At 61.8% G+C, this 19576-nt stretch carries 21 protein-coding genes; 9 read left to right on the top strand and 12 right to left on the bottom strand.

Annotated elements, in window-relative coordinates; all coding sequences use genetic code 11:
* Positions 1–281: 281 nt before the first annotated feature.
* The 4 genes from ACSQ3I_RS17405 to ACSQ3I_RS17390 are packed head-to-tail and all read right to left on the bottom strand — an operon-like array spanning position 282 to position 5335.
* Positions 282–833 carry a sarcosine oxidase subunit gamma gene (locus tag ACSQ3I_RS17405; RefSeq protein ID WP_436000974.1) on the bottom strand — a complete coding sequence of 184 codons (552 nt, stop codon included), beginning with the start codon at positions 831–833 and terminating at the stop codon, positions 282–284.
* 10 nt (positions 834–843) lie between these two features.
* A complete protein-coding gene (locus ACSQ3I_RS17400) occupies positions 844–3801 on the bottom strand; it encodes a sarcosine oxidase subunit alpha family protein (protein WP_436000972.1) in 2958 nt (985 codons plus the stop codon).
* Positions 3798–4076 carry a sarcosine oxidase subunit delta gene (locus ACSQ3I_RS17395; RefSeq protein WP_436000970.1) on the bottom strand — a complete coding sequence of 93 codons (279 nt, stop codon included), beginning with the start codon at positions 4074–4076 and terminating at the stop codon, positions 3798–3800. The genes ACSQ3I_RS17400 and ACSQ3I_RS17395 overlap by 4 nt, the downstream gene beginning before the upstream one ends.
* A gap of 8 nt (positions 4077–4084) precedes the next feature.
* Positions 4085–5335, bottom strand: a complete 1251-nt coding sequence (locus ACSQ3I_RS17390) for a sarcosine oxidase subunit beta family protein (RefSeq protein WP_436000968.1) — start codon at positions 5333–5335, stop codon at positions 4085–4087.
* Positions 5336–5654: 319 nt separating this feature from the next.
* Here ACSQ3I_RS17390 and cysQ point away from each other — a divergent pair, with 319 nt between their 5' ends.
* Together cysQ and ACSQ3I_RS17380 are read left to right on the top strand one after the other, a co-directional pair.
* Complete coding sequence (gene cysQ / locus ACSQ3I_RS17385; protein ID WP_436001182.1) at positions 5655–6473, top strand: 3'(2'),5'-bisphosphate nucleotidase CysQ; 819 nt, start codon at positions 5655–5657, stop codon at positions 6471–6473.
* Between the two features lie 87 nt (positions 6474–6560).
* Positions 6561–7601, top strand: coding sequence for a DUF2793 domain-containing protein (locus tag ACSQ3I_RS17380; protein ID WP_436000967.1), 1041 nt, complete (start codon positions 6561–6563; stop codon positions 7599–7601).
* 21 nt (positions 7602–7622) lie between these two features.
* Here the strand turns inward: ACSQ3I_RS17380 and ACSQ3I_RS17375 are convergent, their stop codons facing one another.
* Positions 7623–8369 (bottom strand): LuxR C-terminal-related transcriptional regulator, encoded by a 747-nt coding sequence (locus ACSQ3I_RS17375; protein WP_436000965.1) that lies wholly within the window; start codon positions 8367–8369, stop codon positions 7623–7625.
* A 416-nt stretch (positions 8370–8785) separates the two neighbouring features.
* Between ACSQ3I_RS17375 and sciP the strand changes: the two genes are divergently transcribed.
* A complete protein-coding gene (gene sciP, locus ACSQ3I_RS17370; protein WP_018327815.1) occupies positions 8786–9061 on the top strand; it encodes a CtrA inhibitor SciP in 276 nt (91 codons plus the stop codon).
* A gap of 59 nt (positions 9062–9120) precedes the next feature.
* On the opposite strand, the gene ACSQ3I_RS17365 is transcribed toward sciP, so the two are convergent.
* The gene (locus ACSQ3I_RS17365) at positions 9121–9573 is read right to left on the bottom strand and encodes a paraquat-inducible protein A (protein ID WP_436000962.1); all 453 of its coding nucleotides are present in this window, start codon (positions 9571–9573) and stop codon (positions 9121–9123) included.
* A gap of 161 nt (positions 9574–9734) precedes the next feature.
* Here ACSQ3I_RS17365 and ACSQ3I_RS17360 point away from each other — a divergent pair, with 161 nt between their 5' ends.
* Positions 9735–10016 (top strand): GNAT family N-acetyltransferase, encoded by a 282-nt coding sequence (locus ACSQ3I_RS17360; protein WP_436000960.1) that lies wholly within the window; start codon positions 9735–9737, stop codon positions 10014–10016.
* 107 nt (positions 10017–10123) lie between these two features.
* Here the strand turns inward: ACSQ3I_RS17360 and ACSQ3I_RS17355 are convergent, their stop codons facing one another.
* Complete coding sequence (locus ACSQ3I_RS17355; RefSeq protein WP_436000958.1) at positions 10124–10474, bottom strand: flagellar export protein FliJ; 351 nt, start codon at positions 10472–10474, stop codon at positions 10124–10126.
* A 441-nt stretch (positions 10475–10915) separates the two neighbouring features.
* Between ACSQ3I_RS17355 and ctrA the strand changes: the two genes are divergently transcribed.
* Positions 10916–11617, top strand: coding sequence for a response regulator transcription factor CtrA (ctrA, locus tag ACSQ3I_RS17350; protein WP_109457174.1), 702 nt, complete (start codon positions 10916–10918; stop codon positions 11615–11617).
* 166 nt (positions 11618–11783) lie between these two features.
* Here the strand turns inward: ctrA and ACSQ3I_RS17345 are convergent, their stop codons facing one another.
* Both ACSQ3I_RS17345 and chpT read right to left on the bottom strand, forming a co-directional pair.
* On the bottom strand, positions 11784–12146 hold the full coding sequence (locus ACSQ3I_RS17345) for a response regulator (protein ID WP_436000956.1): 363 nt from the start codon (positions 12144–12146) through the stop codon (positions 11784–11786).
* 115 nt (positions 12147–12261) lie between these two features.
* Positions 12262–12903, bottom strand: coding sequence for a histidine phosphotransferase ChpT (gene chpT, locus ACSQ3I_RS17340; protein ID WP_436000954.1), 642 nt, complete (start codon positions 12901–12903; stop codon positions 12262–12264).
* Between the two features lie 292 nt (positions 12904–13195).
* Between chpT and ACSQ3I_RS17335 the strand changes: the two genes are divergently transcribed.
* Together ACSQ3I_RS17335 and ACSQ3I_RS17330 are read left to right on the top strand one after the other, a co-directional pair.
* A complete protein-coding gene (locus ACSQ3I_RS17335; protein ID WP_436000952.1) occupies positions 13196–13786 on the top strand; it encodes a DUF1134 domain-containing protein in 591 nt (196 codons plus the stop codon).
* A gap of 202 nt (positions 13787–13988) precedes the next feature.
* Positions 13989–15143: a hypothetical protein gene (locus ACSQ3I_RS17330; RefSeq protein WP_436000951.1), complete on the top strand. Its 1155-nt coding sequence runs from the start codon at positions 13989–13991 to the stop codon at positions 15141–15143.
* 181 nt (positions 15144–15324) lie between these two features.
* On the opposite strand, the gene ACSQ3I_RS17325 is transcribed toward ACSQ3I_RS17330, so the two are convergent.
* Positions 15325–16149 carry a TrmH family RNA methyltransferase gene (locus ACSQ3I_RS17325; protein ID WP_436000949.1) on the bottom strand — a complete coding sequence of 275 codons (825 nt, stop codon included), beginning with the start codon at positions 16147–16149 and terminating at the stop codon, positions 15325–15327.
* Between the two features lie 8 nt (positions 16150–16157).
* Positions 16158–16541, bottom strand: a complete 384-nt coding sequence (locus tag ACSQ3I_RS17320) for a hypothetical protein (RefSeq protein WP_436000947.1) — start codon at positions 16539–16541, stop codon at positions 16158–16160.
* A 170-nt stretch (positions 16542–16711) separates the two neighbouring features.
* Here ACSQ3I_RS17320 and ACSQ3I_RS17315 point away from each other — a divergent pair, with 170 nt between their 5' ends.
* Entirely contained in the window at positions 16712–17734 is a 1023-nt protein-coding gene (locus tag ACSQ3I_RS17315) for an RluA family pseudouridine synthase (protein ID WP_436000945.1), read from the top strand.
* Positions 17735–17784: 50 nt separating this feature from the next.
* Here ACSQ3I_RS17315 and ACSQ3I_RS17310 read toward each other — a convergent pair whose 3' ends face one another.
* The gene (locus ACSQ3I_RS17310; RefSeq protein WP_436000944.1) at positions 17785–18660 is read right to left on the bottom strand and encodes a DMT family transporter; all 876 of its coding nucleotides are present in this window, start codon (positions 18658–18660) and stop codon (positions 17785–17787) included.
* A 109-nt stretch (positions 18661–18769) separates the two neighbouring features.
* Here ACSQ3I_RS17310 and ACSQ3I_RS17305 point away from each other — a divergent pair, with 109 nt between their 5' ends.
* Complete coding sequence (locus ACSQ3I_RS17305) at positions 18770–19513, top strand: helix-turn-helix transcriptional regulator (protein ID WP_436000942.1); 744 nt, start codon at positions 18770–18772, stop codon at positions 19511–19513.
* Positions 19514–19576 lie beyond the last annotated feature (63 nt).

Here is a 19576-nt window from a genome sequence, read left to right as displayed (position 1 = left end):
TGTTGTCCCGCAGGCGTCACGCGCGACGGTTGGCCACAAACCGGTCGTCGCCGGCTGCCTTGGAACCGCGCCGGCAGGAAATTTGCAGCTGTGAAAAGAACAAGACATCGGGTTCGAATGATCGTCGCCACCGGTTATCCGCCAATGTGAAAGGGCTGGTCGTTTCGGCAGTGCGAACCATCACGCCTATCAAGGCAAAAAGGCCGCAGGGTCGGGATCCTGCGGCCATCTCTCAGTCTGTGCTGCTGCGCCTGGCCATTGCCTGCGCCAGCAATTCTGCGTCAACCAGCGGAAAAACCCGCCGTCATGGCGAACTCGCGACCCATTTCGAGGATTTCCTCAAAGACGAAACCGGCAAAGGATCGCGACACGACAAGCTCGAACGTATCGTAGTCCGTCCGCGCCAGGTTGGCGGCGGCATGGCAGCATTGCGTCGCCGTCGAGGCGCCTACGGGAAACGCATCCGCATGCAGATCCACCGCCAGGCACTTCGCAAGAATTTTTCGCACCTGCGGTCCAGACAACCGCAGGACGACGCGGCCGTCGCTTTGATCGACGGCATCGAAAAGTTCGAAGCCGCTGGATTGCAGCGTGCGGGCGAGATTTTCGATGGCGACATCCTCCGACACCACGAGCCATTCGCCCGGGCCGGAAATACGCACGGAGACATCCTGCAGATAGCCGAGCGCTGCCCGCGCATCCATCTCCCGACCCGGCCGGGCGAGAATGGAGAATACCGTCGGGCGCTTGAGGACGGCCAGATGATGCGGGTTGGACCTGCCCTCGAAACCGGTGATCAGATCTTCCAGCACATGGCGATGCACATAGTTCATGGTCGCACCCCTACTGATGCAGTTTCTGGCTGTCGGGATCGATGAAGACGGGGCTGCAAACCTCGGCAACGAACTCTTCGCCGCGCAGCTTGTCCCAGACAACGATCTTTTCGCCAAAACGTTCGCGGCCGGATTTCAACAGCGCCAGGGCGATCGGATGGCCAAGCGCCGGCGAGAAGCAGGCCGAGGTAACGTGTCCCTGGTCGTTGGTCATCGACGGGGCGGCACCCTCCTTGAGAAGATGCGCACCGGCCTTGATCTCCTTTGACCTGTCGACCGGCTTCAAGCCGACGAGCTGCAGACGATCGGCTGCCGTCAGGCCAAACCGGCTGGACAGACGCTTTCCGATGAAATCCGGCTTGTTGACGGAGAACATCTTGCCGAGACCGACATCGTCCGGCGTTGTGCTGCCGTTGAGTTCGTTATGGGTCACATGGCCCTTCTCGATACGCAGAACGTTCAACGCCTCGACGCCGTAGGCGCAAATCTCATGCGGCTTGCCGGCTTCCATCAGTGCATCGGCCACGGCTTCGCCGTAACCGGCCGGCACGGCCAGCTCATAAGCCAGCTCACCGGAGAAGGAGATGCGGAACAGGCGCGCCCGAAGGCCGCCCTTCAACGTCACTTCGCGGACCGCGAGGAAGGGGAAGGCCTCGTTGGAGACATCGTCCTCGACGACCTGCTGCAGCACGAGCCGCGCCTTCGGGCCGACCAGCGACATCTGCGCCCACTGATCGGACGACGAAACGAAACGCACGTCGAGGTCCGGCCAGAGCACCTGCGAGCAATATTCCATATGCGTCATCACCTCGGCGGCATACGCCGTGGTGGTGGTGACGAAGAAATGGTTTTCGGCAAGCCGGCTGGTGGTGCCGTCGTCATAGACGATGCCGTCCTCGCGCAGCATCAGGCCGTAGCGCGCCCGTCCGACCGGCAGCTTCAGGAAGGCGTTGGAATAGATGCGGTTCAGGAACTCCGCCGCGTCGTTGCCGAACACCTCGATCTTACCGAGGGTCGAGACGTCGCAGAGACCGACATTGGCGCGCACGTTCAGCACTTCGCGGTCGACGCTCTGCCGCCAGCCCTTTTCGCCGTCGCGCGGGAACCAGGACGAGCGATGCCACAGGCCGGCCTCAACGAAGATCGCACCGTTCTTTTTCGCCCAGCCGTGCAGCGGCGAGCGGCGCACAGGTCGCGAATGTTCGCCGCGCGAGGTGCCTGCCATCGCGCCGAAAGACACCGGCGTATAGAAGGGACGGAAGGTTGTAACGCCGACTTCGGCCGGGCTGACGCCCTTCATGCCGGCGATGATGCCGGTGGCATTGACGTTGCCGAGCTTACCCTGATCGGTCGCCATGCCGCTGGTGGTGTAGCGCTTGGTGTGCTCGATATGACCGAAACCCTCGCGCTGGGCGAGACCGAGATCCTTGACATGCACGTCGTTCTGGAAATCGACGAAGGCCTTGTCCCTGGCGCCCGGCACGTACCAGAGCGGCGCAAAGCTTGCGTCATACTCGCCCTCGACGTCAGGCACGTAAGGCGAAGTGGCAGTCAGGTCGAGGCTGGCCAGCGCCGACAGCGCCTTGGCGACGCCGTCACGCAGGCAGGCGCCGATACCGGTGATACCCGAAGCAGACCCGGCGGGCAGGAATTGCGGCCCGACGTCGGGCGCCAGGAACGCCTGCTTTTCATCCGACCAGACCGGCTTGGCGCCGCGCTGGCAGGCAAGGTGAATGACCGGCGACCAGCCGCCGGACATCAAGAGCGCATCGCAATCGATGGTTTCCTCGAAACCGGAGCGCTCGACGAGAATGCCGTCCACCCGGTGCTTGCCCTTGACCTTGACGACACCGCCGCCCTGGATGAGCCTGACACCATTGGGCAGAGTGTCACCCCCGCCGGTGCGCCCGTCGATAACGGCAACGACATCGATGCCCTGCCCGGCTAGGTCACGCGCCGCCTGATAGCCGGAGCCGCCATTGGTGAAAACGGCCACCTTGCGGCCGATGGAAACGCCGTAGCGGTTGAGATAGGTGCGGCCGGCACCGGCCATCATCACGCCCGGCCGGTCGTTGCCGCCGAACACCAGCGGCCGCTCTTCTGCCCCCGTCGCCATGATGGCGCGGCGGGCGACGATGCGCCACAAGCGCTCGACCGGCAGATCCGGCGACGGCAGGGCGATATGTTTCTGCACCTTCTCGACGGCGCCGAAAACATTGTCGTCGTACCAGCCGAAGACGGTGGTGCGCGGCATCAGCGTCACCCACGGAAAGCCGGCGAGCTCTGACAGGATGGCTTCAACGAAAGCGGACGGAGCCGCACCGCCGATCGAAGCTCTTTCGGACAACAGCGAACCGCCGAAACGGAAACCCTCGTCGGCAAGGATGACGCGCAGACCGGCGCGCGCCGCCGTCAGCGCCGCCATCAGGCCGCTAGGGCCAGCGCCGACGACCAGCAGGTCGCAATGCGCCCATGCCTTTTCGTAACGATCCGGGTCCGCCTCCATCACCGCCTTGCCGAGGCCGGCAGCGCGGCGGATGAAGGGCTCGTAGACCTTTTCCCAGAAGGCGGCCGGCCACATGAAGGTCTTGTAGTAGAAGCCCGCACCAAGGAAGGGCGACAAAAGGCTGTTCAGCGAACCGATGTCGTATTTTAGCGACGGCCAGCGGTTCTGGCTGGTGGCGACGAGGCCGTTGTAAAGCTCGGCGACGGTGGCGCGGGTGTTCGGCTCGGTGCGCGCGCCCTTGCCGATCATGACCAGCGCGTTCGGCTCGGCCGAGCCGGCGGTCACGATGCCACGAGGGCGGTGGTATTTGAAGGAGCGGCCGACGAGCAGCTGGTCGTTGGCAAGCAGTGCCGAAGCCAGCGTATCGCCTTCATAACCCTTGAGATCGAGGCCATCGAAGGAGAAGCCGAGGGAGCGGCTGCGATCCACCAAGCCGCCGGCGGACAGACGGTGAGCGCTCATGCCTGCACCGCCTTTGCCACGTCTGCGGCGTCGGTGACGGAAAACACGTGGTGGGTGAGGTTATCGCGCTCGACCACCAACCAGCGGCGACATCCGAAGGCGTGATGCCAGTGCTCCCGGTACCATCCCTTGGGATTGTCGCGGATATGCACGTAGCGATGCCATTCCTCGTCGGATGCCGTCGGCGACGGCCGCACCAGCGAGGCATCGCCGCGGATGGAGAACTCTTCTTTCGGTCGGACCCCGCAATGCGGGCAATGGATGAGGCTTGCCATGATCTATCTCAATGCAGGTTCGGCTGCGGGCCCTTGCCGCTTTCGTCGATGGGGAAACCGCGCTCGAAGCGGTCGAGCCGCAGGAAGCGGGCGACCTGGTGGCTCTCGTTGCGGGCGATCAGATGGGCGAAACAGAAACCGGAGGCCGGCGTCGCCTTGAAGCCGCCGTAGCACCAGCCGCAATTCAGGTAGAGATTGTCGATCGGCGTGCGGTCGATGATCGGCGAACCGTCCATGCTCATATCCATGACGCCGCCCCAGGAGCGCAGCACGCGGGTGCGCGACAGGCCGGGGATCAGCGACACGCCTTCCTCGATCGTATGCTCCACCGTCGCGAGGTTGCCGCGTTGGGCATAGGAGGAATAATAATCGATGTCGGCGCCGAACACCAAGCCGCCCTTGTCGGACTGCGAGATGTAGAAATGGCCGGCGCCGTAGGTGATGACATTGTCGATCATCGGCTTCAGCCCTTCCGAAACGAAAGCCTGCAGCACATGCGTCTCGATCGGCAGTTCGAGATCGGCCATGCGGCCGACGGTGGTGGTGTTGCCGGCAGCTGCCAGCGCCAGCTTGTTGCAGCCGATGAACCCCTTGGTGGTCTCCACGCCGACCACACGGCCGCTCTCGCGGCGGATGCCGGTCACTTCGCAATGCTGGATGATATCGACGCCGCGGCTGTCGGCGCCGCGGGCATATCCCCAGGCAACCGCATCGTGGCGGGCCGTTCCCGCCCGGGCCTGATAGAGGCCGCCGAGGATCGGGAAACGCGCATGGTCGAAATTGAGATACGGCATCATGCGGCGAACCTGCTCGCGGTCGAGCAACTGGGCATCGACGCCATGGATCATCATCGCATTGCCGCGCCGGGCATAGGCGTCGCGCTGGCCATCGGAATGGAACAGGTTGACGATGCCGCGCTGCGAGACCATGGCGTTGTAGTTGAAATCCTGCTCCAGCCCTTCCCAGAGCTTCATCGACAGCTCGTAGAACGGCTCGTTGCCTTCAAGCAGGTAGTTGGAGCGGATGATCGTCGTGTTGCGCCCGACATTGCCGGCGCCGATGTAGCCCTTCTCGATCACCGCGACATTGGTGATGCCGTGCTCCTTGGCAAGGTAATAGGCCGTCGACAGGCCGTGCCCGCCGCCGCCGACGATGATCACGTCGTAATGCGGCTTGGGTTCCGGCTCGCGCCAGACCGGCTTCCAGCCACGATTGCCGGAAAAAGCTTGTTTCAGGATCGATAGGGCGGAGTAGCGCATCGGGCATTCCCATTGGTCAATTCGCCGGAGACATTCGCATATGCACTCGAAACGACAAGCCCGCAATGGACATGAACTGATCTGAATGGGACATCGCTCAGAGAGTTTTGCGGCGTTGCGGAAATTCCACAGCGCCGACGGTACGACCGTTGCCAAGACGAGACACCCGCTGGAAACGGTAACAATACCCTTACTCTCAAGCGACGACATTCTTGCTGGAAGCAGAACAAAACACTAACTACATCCATTGTGCTTCTCTTCGAAACAGGATGCCAATGCCGTTCATTCTCCCCGCCCCGAAACCGGAGCCCGGTCCGTGATGCTCGATATCCTGGAAAAAGCCGCGCTGGAAGCCGGCCGCGCCATCCTTGAAATTTACGCCACCGCGCCGAAAATCATGGTGAAGGCCGATAATTCGCCGGTGACGGAAGCCGACCAGCGCGCCGAAGAGATCATTCTGAGGCATCTTGGCGCCGCCTTTCCAGAGATCCCTGTCGTCGCCGAGGAATGCGTGGCAGCCGGCATCGTGCCCGATATCGGCGGCGAAGTGTTTTTCCTCGTCGATCCGCTCGACGGCACCAAGGAATTCATCCAGCAGAACGGCGATTTTACCGTCAACATCGCTCTGATCCGCCAGGGCGTGCCGGTCGCCGGCATCGTCTACGCGCCGGCAAAAGACGTCGCTTATACCGGCATCGAAGGCCGAGCGGAAAAGCTGGAAATCGGCCCCGATGGCACGATAACCGGCCGCAAGCGGATTTTCGCCCGCCTGCCGGCAACCCCGGTCGTCGCCGTGGCCAGCCGGTCGCACCACAGTGCAGAGATCGAGACCTATCTCGACGAACAGGGGATCACCGGCTGTCGCTACAGCGGCTCGTCCCTGAAATTCTGCCTGCTGGCGGAAGGCGATGCCGACATCTATCCCCGCTTCACCCGCACCATGGAATGGGACACCGCCGCCGGCGACGCCGTGCTGCGCGCGGCAGGCGGCGTGACACTCGGCGCCGAAGGCGTACCGCTGATCTACGGCAAGATCGCCGACGATACCGAACACAGCTTCGCCAACCCGCATTTCATCGCCTTCGGCCGGCGCCTGACGCCGGTGCCCGGCACGGGCACGCGGATGCCGGGAAACTGAGCAAATTCAACGCTGCTGGCGGGGTGCGATCCCCGTCGCCCTACGCGGGCCTATTCTGGGAGCGATCCAACACGGAGAGCCCCGACCATGTCCGAGACGACGCCGAACCTTACACTTCCCTACATCCTGCCCTCGCAGGCGCAAAAACATGTCACTCACAACGAAGCCCTGCAACGGCTGGACGCCGTCGTCCAGCTGACGATCCGTGCCACGCTGGCAACGCCGCCGGGAACGCCCGAGGAAGGCGCCTGCTTTCTTGTCGATAGCGGCGCCGGTGGCCTCTGGAGCGGTAAGGACGGACAGATCGCCGTGCGGCAGGACGGTGCCTGGACGTTTTTCGTCCCCCGCGACGGCTGGCGCGGCTGGTTTGCAGCAAGTGGCAGCCTGCTGGTCCATGAAGACGGAGAATGGAACCCTCTGCCGCTGCCCGAAACCGGCGAAATGTCGATGCTCGGCATCAACGCCACCGCCGATGCAACCAACCGGCTTTCCATCTCCGCCCCGGCAACATTGCTGAACAACGAAGGCGCCGGGCATCAACTGAAGATCAACAAGGCCGCATCGGCGGATACAGCATCCCTGCTGTTTCAGACCGGCTGGACCGGTCATGCGGAAATGGGGCTTGCCGGCAACAATGGTTTTTCGATCAAGGTCAGCCCCGACGGCAGCAGCTGGCTCGCCGCCCTGACGGTGACCACCGGCGGGCGGGTGCACATGCCGCAACGGCCACTGGCCGCAGCATCGATGAACAGTGACACGGCAACACAGGCCGCCGGCAGCAAGACCGGTTTCCAGAGCCTGTCCGTCAATCAGGGTGGCTTTGCACTGGGTGCGGCGATTTCAGGCGGCAGCGGTTTTCGCCTGGTGGTGCCGGAGCACGGATTTTATCTCGTCAGCCTGGCGTTGCAGGCGTCCTCGACCGGCGCACACGGCATCGATCTCCTCGTCAACGGCACCACGGCAATCGCGTCGATCCGCAACACCGGCAGCGGCAGCACCCTGGCGAGCAAATCCGTCACCGCCATCGCCGCGCTGTCTGCCGGCGACTGGCTCTCCTGCGAGCATTCCGGCAGCGCCGACGTGACGTTCGGCCCGGGCAAGACCGCGGTGACGGCGATCATGCTGTGAGCTGAAAGGGCGTGGCGGCGATCAGAGCAGGCGATAGCGGCAGGCGCGTGCGATCGCCTGCATCCGGTTGACCGAGTCGAGCTTGCGCATCGCCGCCTTCAGGTAGCTTGCAACCGTATGCGCCGAAATTTCGAGAATAATGGCGATTTCTTCGCTGCTCTTGCCGGCGGCGGACCAGCGAAGACATTCGATCTCGCGGCCGGTCAGCCGCTCTCGGGGACCGTCGAGCACGGCTTCCTGCCGCACATGGTTTTCCAGCAGGCCGAGCGCCCGGAAAAAGAGCTCCATCTTCTCCTGCTCGGAGAGCGTCGCCTTGATGCCGGAAAACGCGATGATGTGGTGGCGAAGACGGGTGTCATGCACCGAAAAACTCAACGTATCGCGCAGGCCGGCCTGGGAAAACACCTCCGTCAGGCCATTGGCGTTCTGGTTCGCCTCGCCTTTGCTGAAAACGCAGCAATTGGAAAAGACCGGTAGAATGGTCTCTTTCAGGCGGGTGACGACATAGCTGCAGCGGAAGACATCCGCCGCCGCATAACGCCGGCGCAAATCCTCAGGCCAATTGCTGAGAATGTGGTTGCTGAGGAAATCCGACTTGTCGCCCTGCGGAAAGCTGGCAACCAGATAGAAGGAAAAACCATACTCCTTGGCAAGCTTTTCAAACGCTTGCGCCTGACTGGCAAGCCCCGTCGCCGCCTCACGCGGCTTCCTGAGCGAGGCACTTCCGCCACCACCCTCACCGCGGGCCGAAAAATTATAACCGGCCATGCTCACTGCTCCTTGCGCGAGGCCCACAACAAATGAATACAAAGAAACTATAGCGCCGGCACGAGATCGCACCGGACACGAAGAAAAGCCTCGCGCCATGGAAATGGCGGAAGCGGCATGAATGCTATGCTGAATAATTCTGGAACGGCGGCTAATAGAGGCCAGCTCAGTTCCGTTGGCGCAGCACATACTTTAAGTTTGAATTTTAATAAAATGCTAATTGTGCATGGGAGCTATGCGTCTGCATCAAATTTACGCAACGGAAGGCTTGTCTTTGCTTGTATAGCGTCCTGTTTGGGTCAGGATCGCAACCATTTCAAATTGTTGTAAAATAGTTACACCGAGCTTAGTCAATTTTTAAATGTGGCACGATAGAGTGCCCCCCATGTGGTCTTGAGTTTGTGTAGAGAGTCCCAATGACCGAAATGATACGACCCCGAGTGAAATATGTCATCGGTCCCGATGGCAGCCCGCTGACCATCGCGGATCTCCCCCCGGCCAATACGCGCCGTTGGGTCATCCGCCGGAAAGCGGAAGTTGTCGCGGCAGTACGCGGTGGCTTGTTGAGTCTCGAGGAAGCCTGCGAACGTTATACGCTGACAGTGGAAGAGTTCCTTTCCTGGCAATCCTCGATCAACGATCATGGCCTTGCCGGCCTGAGAACCACCCGGATTCAGCAATACAGACATTGAAGCTTTTTGTTCCGGGCAATTCCGGGCGCAAAAGCGCTTAGCGCCTTTGCTGGAATTGCCTAGGATTTGGCGATCAGCCCTTGCAGAAGCCCGGCTGCGATTGCAGACGCGGCGTAGAACCAGAGGCCTGGCTGCGTGAAAGCGCTTGCCAGGCCACTTGTTTTCGCCGCGACGATGACGATCGCCACCAGCATGACGTCCATCATCGACCAGCGCGACAGCAAGGGCAGCAACCTGTGCATCAATCCGCTGCCCTCGCTGCGTCCGGTATCCATCACTTCCGCCGCCAGGCCGATCATCTTCACCATCGGGCATGCAATGGACAACAAGAAGACCAATGCCGCCAGGAGCCGGTCGCCCGACGCCCAGAGTGCAGCGACGATAGCGACCAGCGACGGACTGTCCGAGAAAAAATAGAGCTTTTCGAACGTCACCAGCGGCAGGACCAGCCCGAGCGCCAGGCAAAACGGCGCAGCGGCCAACAGCAACGGTTTTAGCCAGAGCTTCAGCATGCGTCCGCCACCCCGCTCCCGGTTCCATCCATCGCTTGTTCCCCCTGCCCCATCACTTTGTTTTGCTGCATTGTCCGACGCCGAAGCGATTCCGCTTCGGCTGGAAATGCTCTAGGCTTGCCTCGCCTCTGTGCATATAGACAATGATATCGGGAGATAAAATGGATATTCGCAAAGAAGAACAGCCGTCAGGCGGCCGCTACGTTGCAAGCCTCGAAGGTCATGAAGGCGAAATGACATTCTCCCGCACGTCGCCGCAGCTGATCATCGTCGATCACACCGGCGTGCCGGATGCCCTGCGCGGCAAGGGCGTCGGACAGGCCCTGGCGCAACATGCCATCGACGACGCCCGCGCCGGCGGCTGGAAGATTTTCCCGCTCTGCCCGTTCTTCAAGGCGCAAGCGGCCCGGCATCCGGAATGGAAGGACGCGCTGAGCGGCTGAGCCAGCCTTTCCTGCCGCCGCCACAACGCCGAAACCCGCCTATGACGAATGTATCCCATTCATCATAGGCGGTCGGAAACCGGGTTTCGGGTCAGGCTATCGGCCGGTCAGGCGCGGATACGTGTCGACGTATCGCGCTCTTCCAGAGCAGCGGCCCGGGAATATTCCGCCTGAACCTCCTCGAGCACCGCCTCTGCCGCCTCTTGCTGCGTCTTCAATTCCCGGATCGAGACCTGAAGATTGTCGGCTCTTTGCCGTGCAGCTTTGGCGAAGGTCGGATAGGCGAAGTGATTCGGGTCGGAAATGCCCGATTTCTTCTCCTCGAGAACGATCTGGTTCTCGAGTTCCTTGGACATCCGTTCGAATTCGGACATCATCAACTGCAATTGCTGCAATTGACGGCGTTTTTCGTTCACCTGAAACTCTTTCAGGCGAACTAGGCTCTCACGCGACTTCATACGCAATACTCCCGTGATGCGAGACCCCGGCTACACACATTTTGGCCCATTTAACCGACCTGACACATATCGGATCAAAAAAATTTCCGCGGCGTTAATAAAAACCTACCGTCGGTAACCTTTCGTTTACGGGCATCGTTAATGATAGGGACGATCATTTAAGGGTCAGTAAATGCCGAGCCCTAAAAAGCGAGGTAACGGAATGCTGGAGTCGGATGAATCGCTTAGCCGGTTTTCTTAAAGTGAAATTTGAGAACGCGGCCTTTCGATTCATTGTTGGAAATCAGGGAACTGCAAAAAATATTTAATGAATTCGTATACCTTGCCAGAGGGAATCAGAATTTGTTAACCATTTGGTGGCAGCTTTCAAATCAGGCAACGACTGGATCCGTGGCGCGTAGAGGCTAGGACGACCTTTCGGCGGCGGTAAAGGGGATTAAAATGCGGGTTCTACTCATCGAAGACGATAGCGCGACAGCGCAGAGCATCGAACTGATGCTCAAATCGGAAAGCTTCAACGTTTATACGACGGATCTTGGCGAAGAAGGTGTCGATCTCGGCAAGCTGTATGATTACGACATCATCCTGCTCGACCTGAACCTCCCGGACATGTCCGGCTACGAAGTTCTGAGAACCCTGCGTCTCTCCAAGGTCAAGACGCCGATCCTGATTCTCTCCGGCATGGCCGGCATCGAGGACAAGGTTCGCGGTCTCGGCTTCGGCGCCGACGACTACATGACCAAGCCTTTCCACAAGGATGAGCTGGTCGCCCGTATCCACGCCATCGTCCGCCGTTCCAAGGGCCACGCCCAGTCGATCATCTCGACCGGCGAACTGATCGTCAACCTCGACGCCAAGACCGTCGAAGTCGGCGGCCAGCGCGTTCATCTGACCGGCAAGGAATACCAGATGCTGGAGCTGCTTTCGCTCCGCAAGGGCACGACGCTGACGAAGGAAATGTTCCTGAACCACCTCTACGGCGGCATGGACGAGCCCGAACTGAAAATCATCGACGTCTTCATCTGCAAGCTGCGCAAGAAGCTGGCCAATGCCGCCGGCGGCGCAAACTACATCGAAACGGTCTGGGGCCGCGGCTACGTCCTGCGCGAGCCCGACGGCAGCGATTACCTCGAAACCGCCTGAGACCTTTCTCCGCCTATCCCTGTTTGCCGCATATCCGACCTGCCCGTTTTCAAGACGGGCAGGTTTTTCGTTGTCCTGGATCCGCCGGGGTGCGCCGTCTGCAGGCAACAAAAAAAGCTGCCGTCCCGGAGAGCGGCAGCCGTGATTCGAGTAGGCCGATAAGAAATCAGGCGGCGGCGGCCAGGCTGCCGAAGGTCGCGGTGAGGATCTTGCGATCGAACGGCTTGAGCAGGAAGTCGTTGGCGCCCGCACGCTTGCCAAGCATCATTTTCTTCAAATCGGCCTCGACGACGCAGTAATAAATGCGCACGGAATTGCCGTTCGGCATGGCGCGGATGGCCGTCATCAGTTCGATAGCGCCTTCCATGCCCGCATCGACGATCAGCAGGTTCGGCATTTCCACGCCGCAGCGGCGAAGCACTTCCGGGCTTGAACCTGCTTCCGAGACCAGAAAGCCGAGTTCAGACAGAATCCGCTTGCCGACCTTGCGAACGACATCGGACGTATCGGCGATCATCAAACGTTGCATGCTCAACTCCTTCGTGCCGGATGCGGACGCTTCCAGGACAGCGCTCAGGATAACGTCCGCAAGGCTAAGAATTCGTTACGGAAGCCATGCTCCCACGAACAAATACAACTCTTGATTAGCCGAACTTGGCCGTGAAGACGATCTGCTCGGGCGTGACTTCGTGGGACAGTTCCATGCCGGCTTCATCGGCCAGCAATACGGTGTAGTAGGGCTGGATCGAGTGGGCATCGATGGCTTCTTCGACCGTACCGGTGCAGATTTCCACGAACTTCGGCGGCAGACGCATCATCCGGCCCTTGGCGACGATGGTGAAGACCGCATCGAGTTCCGGGTTTTCCAGCGTGATATCCAGCGAGCCACCACGCGGAATGGCGCCGTAGGCGACCAGGAAAAGGTTGAGCAGCAGCTTGACGCGGTTCTTGGCGATGATGGCACGCGGGCCGTTCCAGATCACCTCGGTCTTCTTGTCGGCGCTGGCGAAATCCTTCGCCGCCTTTTCCGCTTCGCCCGTATCGATCGAGGCACCGACGGAGCCGGATGCGCCGAAGGCAAGGCGGGCGAACTTCAGCCGGACCGAGGCATTCAGCGCGCTGGTGCGGATGAGATCCATTGCATCGGCATCGGCACCGCCTTCGTCGAGCAGTTCCAGGCCGTTGTTGATGGCGCCGACGGGCGAAATGACGTCGTGGCAGACGCGGCTGCAGAGCAGCGCGGCAAGATCAGGCCCGCTGAGGGTGAGATTGGGGTTCTTCGGCATGGTGTTCTCCTGAATCTTTTCAATGCTCGTGCTGTTCTTCGCATGTGAAGATTGCGCGAAAATAGATCCCCGACGGCCGGCGAAGAGGCGGCGCAAAGCCCATGCCCGCCGTCGCGCTGCTTGCCGCGCCGGCTTGCCCGTTAGCGCCCTCGGCCCTTCTCCAGCCTGGAACGGGATTTCCAGCGCCATAAAGACACCATATTTGGTAAACCGATTGTTAAGGCGAACCGACCAAAATGCACCCACGCCATTCCGGGATTCGATTTCCCACCGCGAGAGGACGGACGACATCATGCGCTTTGACCCCATTCGCAGCCTTGCAGGCATCCGACTTGCCCTGACGGTTTTTGCGCTCGTGGCAGCGGCGCTGACTGCAAGACCGACGCTCGCAGCCGATTCCAGCCAGTACACGATGCAGGAAATCGTCGATGCCGGCCATGGTTTCTTTGGTTCCGCCAGCGGCGGCCTCGCCAAGGTTGTGGAGCGCGCCTTCCAGCAATACGGCCTGCCCAACGGCTATGTGTTGGGCCAGGAAGGTTCCGGCGCCTTCATCGCTGGCCTGACCTACGGCGAAGGCGAACTCTACACCAAGAATGCCGGCCAGCATCCGGTGTTCTGGCAAGGCCCCTCGCTCGGCATCGACTACGGCGGACAGGGCAGCCGCGCCATGATGCTGGTCTACAATCTTTCCAGCGTCGAGGAGCTTTACAAGCGCTTCGGCGGCGTCAGCGGTTCGGCCTTCGTCGTCGCCGGCGTCGGCATGACGGTGCTGCGCAACAATGATGTGGTGATCGTGCCGATCCGCACCGGCCTCGGTGCCCGCCTCGGCGTCAATGTCGGCTACCTCAAGGTGACCCGCTCGCCGACCTGGAATCCCTTCTGAGCGAGCTTCTGCACGCCTGATAGAAGAACGGTCTCCCTGTTGTCGAAAAGTAACTGAAGTTACTGCAATTAATCTTAAACAGAGGGAATGCTTGCAGCTGAAGGCCGCTCATGTTTTATGATCGGTATCCTTAAGCAGGCATGAATATCCAGCAGATGGTCTCACCGTGATCCAATACGCTATCCTGTACGGACTTGGTTTCTTGAGCGCGGTTCTGGCCGTTCTGCTGCTGGCGCCGATCGTGTTGCGCCGCGTCGTCTGGTTCACCGAGAGGCGGCTCAAGGCCACCATGCCGCTCAGCCCGCAGGAAATCCGCGCCCAGAAGGACATGGCCCGGGCCGTCTACGCCGCTGAAAACGCCAAGATCGGCCAGGACCTCATCCGCGAGCGCGAAAAGGCGCTCAACATCCAGCTTCGCAACGAAAACCTCTTGAAGGATGCCGGCCGCCTGCAATCGGAAAATGCCGAGTTGCAGATGCAGATCAGCGAGATGAACGTCGAGGCAGCCGACATGCGCTCGCGCCTGCGCCGCGAGGACAGTTATGCCGACCAGCTGAAAGGCAAGCTGAAGGACGCCGAAGACATCGGCACGGCGAAGGGCGAAGAAATCCAGACGCTGAACCGGCGGATCAACAAGCTCATCGCCGATATCGACAATCTCAAGATCGATCTCGCCGCCTCCGGCACGATGACCGAAAGCGCCCAGTCGCGCATCGCCTCGCTGCGCGACGAGCGCGATTCCCTGCGCCACGACCTCAAGCTGATGACGCAGCGCGCCAAGGATGCCGAGATGCGCCTGTCGAAAGAAGAGCACCGCGCCTTGCGGCTGGAGGAACGCCTGATGCGCGAACAGACGCTCAATGCCGACCGCGAAGGTCTGTTGGAACGGCGCACCCAGGACAATACCCGCCTCAAGGAACGGCTGAAGAAAAACAGCACCGAGCTGCGCGAGGCCAACAAGGCGCTGCGCGTCGCAGCCATCGAGATGCCCGGCGTCAGCAGCCGCCGGAAGGCGGCGGTCAAGGAAATCGTCGCCGAAACCCGCGCCGCAAGCGTGGTCGAGGAACCAGCCTACACCAGCGAAGAACTGGCCGAAGACCTGCGGGGCGAGAATGCCGATCTGAGCGAGCGCCTGCGCCAGGCGCGCACGCCGGAACAGGATGAGGCATTGCGTGTCGAAATCGCCTCGCTTGCCGCCAGGATGGTGGCGCTGACGGCGATGAAGGAAGGCTCCGCCTCGCCCATCCACGCGATCCTCACGACAGGCAAGAGCAAGAACAAGGGCACCCCGGACAGCCTCGCAGAACGCATCGCCCATGCGATGACCAGCGAAGGCGCCTCCGCCGACCTGGTTTGAGGTCGAGAAGCAGCAATACGTCGCTCTCGTCTGGAACGTTTCTACTTCATTCCGGACGCAGAACCGCTGCGCACCTTGCTGGAATTGCCCTCACGGCGTCGATCACGAACGTCGGCAGCGTTGGCCAAGCAGGTCGCTGTTTGAGCTGACATCGGCTTGACGCTGTTTCTCCAAGGCGACGTTAAACCCGTTTCATCGCCGACGCGATCTGATAAAGCGCGATGCCGGTGGCGGTGGCGACATTCAGGCTGTCCAGCCCGGCCATCTGCGGCACGCGGGCGCTGTGAAAGCGGCTCAATATCTCCGGTGGCAGGCCTTCGCCCTCCGTGCCCAGCACCAGCGCGGTTTTGCTCGCAGGGGCCACGGCCCTTATGTCGGTGGTCCCGTTCGGCGACAGCGCCCAGACGGAGAAATCTTGCGCCGAGAGCGCGGCGAGAAGCTGCATCGCGCTCCCCTCCCGGCGAAACGGCACCGACAGGACCGAACCGACCGAGACCCGTAGCGATTTGCGATAGAGCGGATCGCAACAGGTTTCGTCGAGCAGCACCGCATCTGCGCCGAAGGCAGCGGCATTGCGGAAGATGGAGCCGATATTGTCGTGGTTGGAAATGCCGCAGCCGACCACCACCAGCGCATCCGCCGGCAAGGCCGCCACGAAAGTTTCCACCGGTGAGACCTCCAGCCGCCGGCCGAGCGCCAGCACGCCGCGATGCAGATCGAAACCGACGATGGCATTCAGCACATCACGCTCGGCGACATAGACCGGGACTTCGGGCGGCAGGGCCTCCAGCAGATCGGAGACGCCGGCCACCCGATTTTTCAACAGCAGGATCTTTTCCGCCGCAACGCCCCGCCCCATCACATGGGCGGCGGCGAGCATGCGCAGCACCACCGTTCCCTCGGCGATGAAACGGCCCTGCCGGCCCGTCAGGTCCCGTTCGCGGATATCGCGGAACTCCGCGATGCGCGGATCGTCCGCATCGTCGATCGGGATCAGCGTGCGCATCACCGGTGTCAGTTGCCGGCGACGGTGACGTCGGCGACGATGCGGCCGACGCTGGAATCGAACACCAGCGCTTTGCGCTGCCCATCGGCAAGACGACCGTAGAACAGGATCTGGTTGCCCGACAGGCTGGTATCTTCGACGACAAAGCCGGCCGGCAAGGCGACCGCTATCGCAAGCGGCTGCTCGGACGGCACGCTGAATCCGCTGGAAGCCACCGAGGCTTCCGGCGCGCGCTGCGTTACCTTGTAGACAATGGCGGCGAGGACAGCCATAAGCATCACACCCATGATGCCCGCCGAGACGAGTTGCAGACGCACCATCTTGCGCCGGACATTTTCCATGACCGGATCGAGCGGCTTTTCTTCCTGTTCGTCTGGTTCGACATTTGACATGACTGGTGTCTCTGTAACTGACGGCCGCAAGGAAAGGTGCCCTTCCCTGATGCGGACGCCGAGCTCAGGGAATGCCAGCCACGGGAAATGGCTGTAGCGATGCGGCAACCGGCCCCAAGGGCCTGTCGCCTGCAGCCAAGACACCGGTGGCATAGCCCGGGATGACTGGAATGACCGACCCCTTTAAACAAGCCGACGACAATAGAAAAGTCCTTGAGGCCGATGAATCCGCCGAAGGACGGCTCGATGCGTGGCTGACGGCGACACTTTCGGGCGAATTTTCCCGCAACCGCATCAAATCGCTGATCGAGGAAGGCGCCGTGACGCTGAACGGCGCGGTGGTGACCGAGCCGAAGAAGAAGATCCGTTTCGGCGATACCGTCGTCATCGACCTTCCCGAACCCGAAGATCCGGAGCCGAAGGGCGAGGATATCCCACTCGACGTGCTGTACGAGGATGACGACCTGATCGTGCTGGTCAAGCCCGCCGGCCTCGTCGTCCATCCCGGCGCCGGCAACTGGACCGGCACGCTGGTCAACGCCCTTATCCATCATTGCGGCGACAGCCTGTCCGGAATCGGCGGCGTCAAGCGGCCAGGCATCGTCCACCGGCTCGACAAGGATACGACCGGCGTCATGGTGGTCGCCAAGAACGATATCGCCCACCGCCACCTGGCCGACCAGTTCGCCGACCACGGCCGCAGCGGCCCGCTGGAGCGCGCCTACCAGGCGATCGTCTGGGGCCGGCCACGCCACCTGCAGGGCACGATCGACGCGCCGCTCGGCCGCGCCGGCGACCGCACCAAGCGGGCCGTCAAGCGTGAAGAGAGCGACGACGCGCGCGAGGCGATCACCCACTATACCGTGCTCGAACGGTTCCACGAGCGTCCGGATGCCACCGCGCTGGCCGCGCTGGTCGAGTGCCGGCTGGAAACCGGCCGCACCCACCAGATCCGCGTGCACATGGCCCATATCGGCCACCCGCTGATCGGCGATGCCGATTACGGCGCCGCCTTCAAGACCAAGGCCAATTTGCTGCCCGACGAAGCCAAGGCGGTGGTCAACCGCTTCCACCGCCAGGCTTTGCACGCCTACCTCTTGCAGTTCGAGCACCCGCGCACCGGCGAAACCATGCACTTCGAGTCTCCCCTACCCGACGACCTGCAGGAACTGGCGGACGCCTTGCGGAACTGACGCCATCCGGGAAAAGCTTCATCGGCCTTTTCCCGAACCGCCCTCACCGATCAGGCAGTCGCCGTTTCCGCCGAGCGGCGACGGATATCCGCCAGCACATGCAGGCAGACCGCCGCCACGACGACGGCGCCGCCGATCATGGTGATGGCGTCGAGGCGTTCATTGAACAGCAGCCACACCCACAACGGCGCCAGTGGCGCATCGAGCGCGCCGATCAGCGCCGTCTCCACCGGCGGCAGCAGCCGCGCGCCGTAAAGCAGCAGCCCCAGACCGAAGGCAAAACCGAAGATGCCGAACAGCGCAACGATGGCGATATCGCCGGTCGCCGCCGCCAGCGGCGTTGCGAAAGGCAAGGTCACAATCGATCCCAGAAGCGCCGAGATCCCCGCCGACATCAGCACCGGCGTATCCGGAAACCGGCGCATGAGAATGTTCGTCAGCGCCATGCAGATCGTCATCAGCACGGCGAGAAAATCGCCGAACAATCCGCCGGTGCCACCGGTGCCGACCATCAGCGCCACGCCCGCAAGGGCCGCCAGACTGGCATAGATGGCACCGCGGCCCGGCCGCTCGCTCAACAACACAAAACCGAAGGCGGCCGAGACGAAGGGCGCCGTCGCAAAGATGATCGCCACATGTGCCACGCTGGTGCGATGCAGCGCGGTGATGAACAGGATCATGCTCGCCGTGGTCAGCAGGCAGATGGCCCAGCCCGGCAGGCCAAGGCGAAAGAAATCCCGCCGGGCCTGACGTGGCGCGAAAAGCATGAGCGCGGCCAGCAGCACTGCCCCGCCCCACACGCCCCGCCAGAACAGGATTGTCGCACTGTCCATCTCCACCAGCCGGGTCATCACCCCCGCCGTGCTCAGGAGAACCGTCGAGACCGAAACGGTCGTCAGTCCGATGACATAGGGCGAGAATTTCATGATGGGTCCGGCGGCATGAAGAAACAATCGAACGCAGACCTATCAGATCCCTGCTGACAACATCCTGTCAACAATGTTCAATCCCCAGCGATGTTTCGGGGGATAGGCGATGGCACGGTCGGCAAGGATGTTCGAGATTATCCAGATGTTGCGCACCGCCCGCGCGCCGCTGACGGCAGAGGCCATCGCCCGGCGGCTGGAGGTGACCAAACGAACCGTCTACCGCGACATCGCCGCGCTGCAGGCAACGCGGGTACCTGTCGAGGGCGCTGCCGGCATCGGTTATGTGTTGCGCGGCGGCTTCGATCTGCCGCCGCTGATGTTCACGCCTGAAGAAATCGAAGCCATCACCGTCGGCCTGTCGCTGATTGCCCGCACCGGCGACGGCAGCCTGGAAGCGGCCGGCGCCAACGCCATCGCCAAGATCGACGCCGTGATGCCGCCGTCCCGTACGTCCGTCGCCCAGACGCACCTGTTCGTCTCCCCCTGGCACGCCATTCCGGCTGCCAAGGTCAGCATGCGGCTGATCCGGCAGGCCGTTCGCGAGGAGCGCAAGCTGCGGCTGCATTACCGCGACCAGGCCGATACCGTGACGGAGCGGATCGTCTGCCCGCTTGCCATCGTCTATTACATCGAAGGCGTGCTGCTGGCCGGCTTCTGCGAGTTGCGCAACGGCTTCCGGCACTTCCGGCAGGATCGGATCGAGGCTTGCGACATGCTCGACATGGATTTCATCGACACAGGCGCCGGATTGCGCAAGCAATGGCGGGAGACCCATGATATCTTCTATTATGAGCGGCAAGGCGAAGCTTTGGGCAAGCCGGCTGCTGATCCGGCACGGGCCGGAACATGACAAATCCGTAATGATATAACGCTTCCGTGATCCCTTGAAACACGGTTCTGCCGCACTTATCTC

This window comes from Rhizobium sp. LjRoot30 (assembly GCF_964253915.1).
Classification (GTDB): Bacteria; Pseudomonadota; Alphaproteobacteria; order Rhizobiales; family Rhizobiaceae; genus Metarhizobium.
This window is presented reverse-complemented; position numbering and strand designations above follow the sequence as displayed.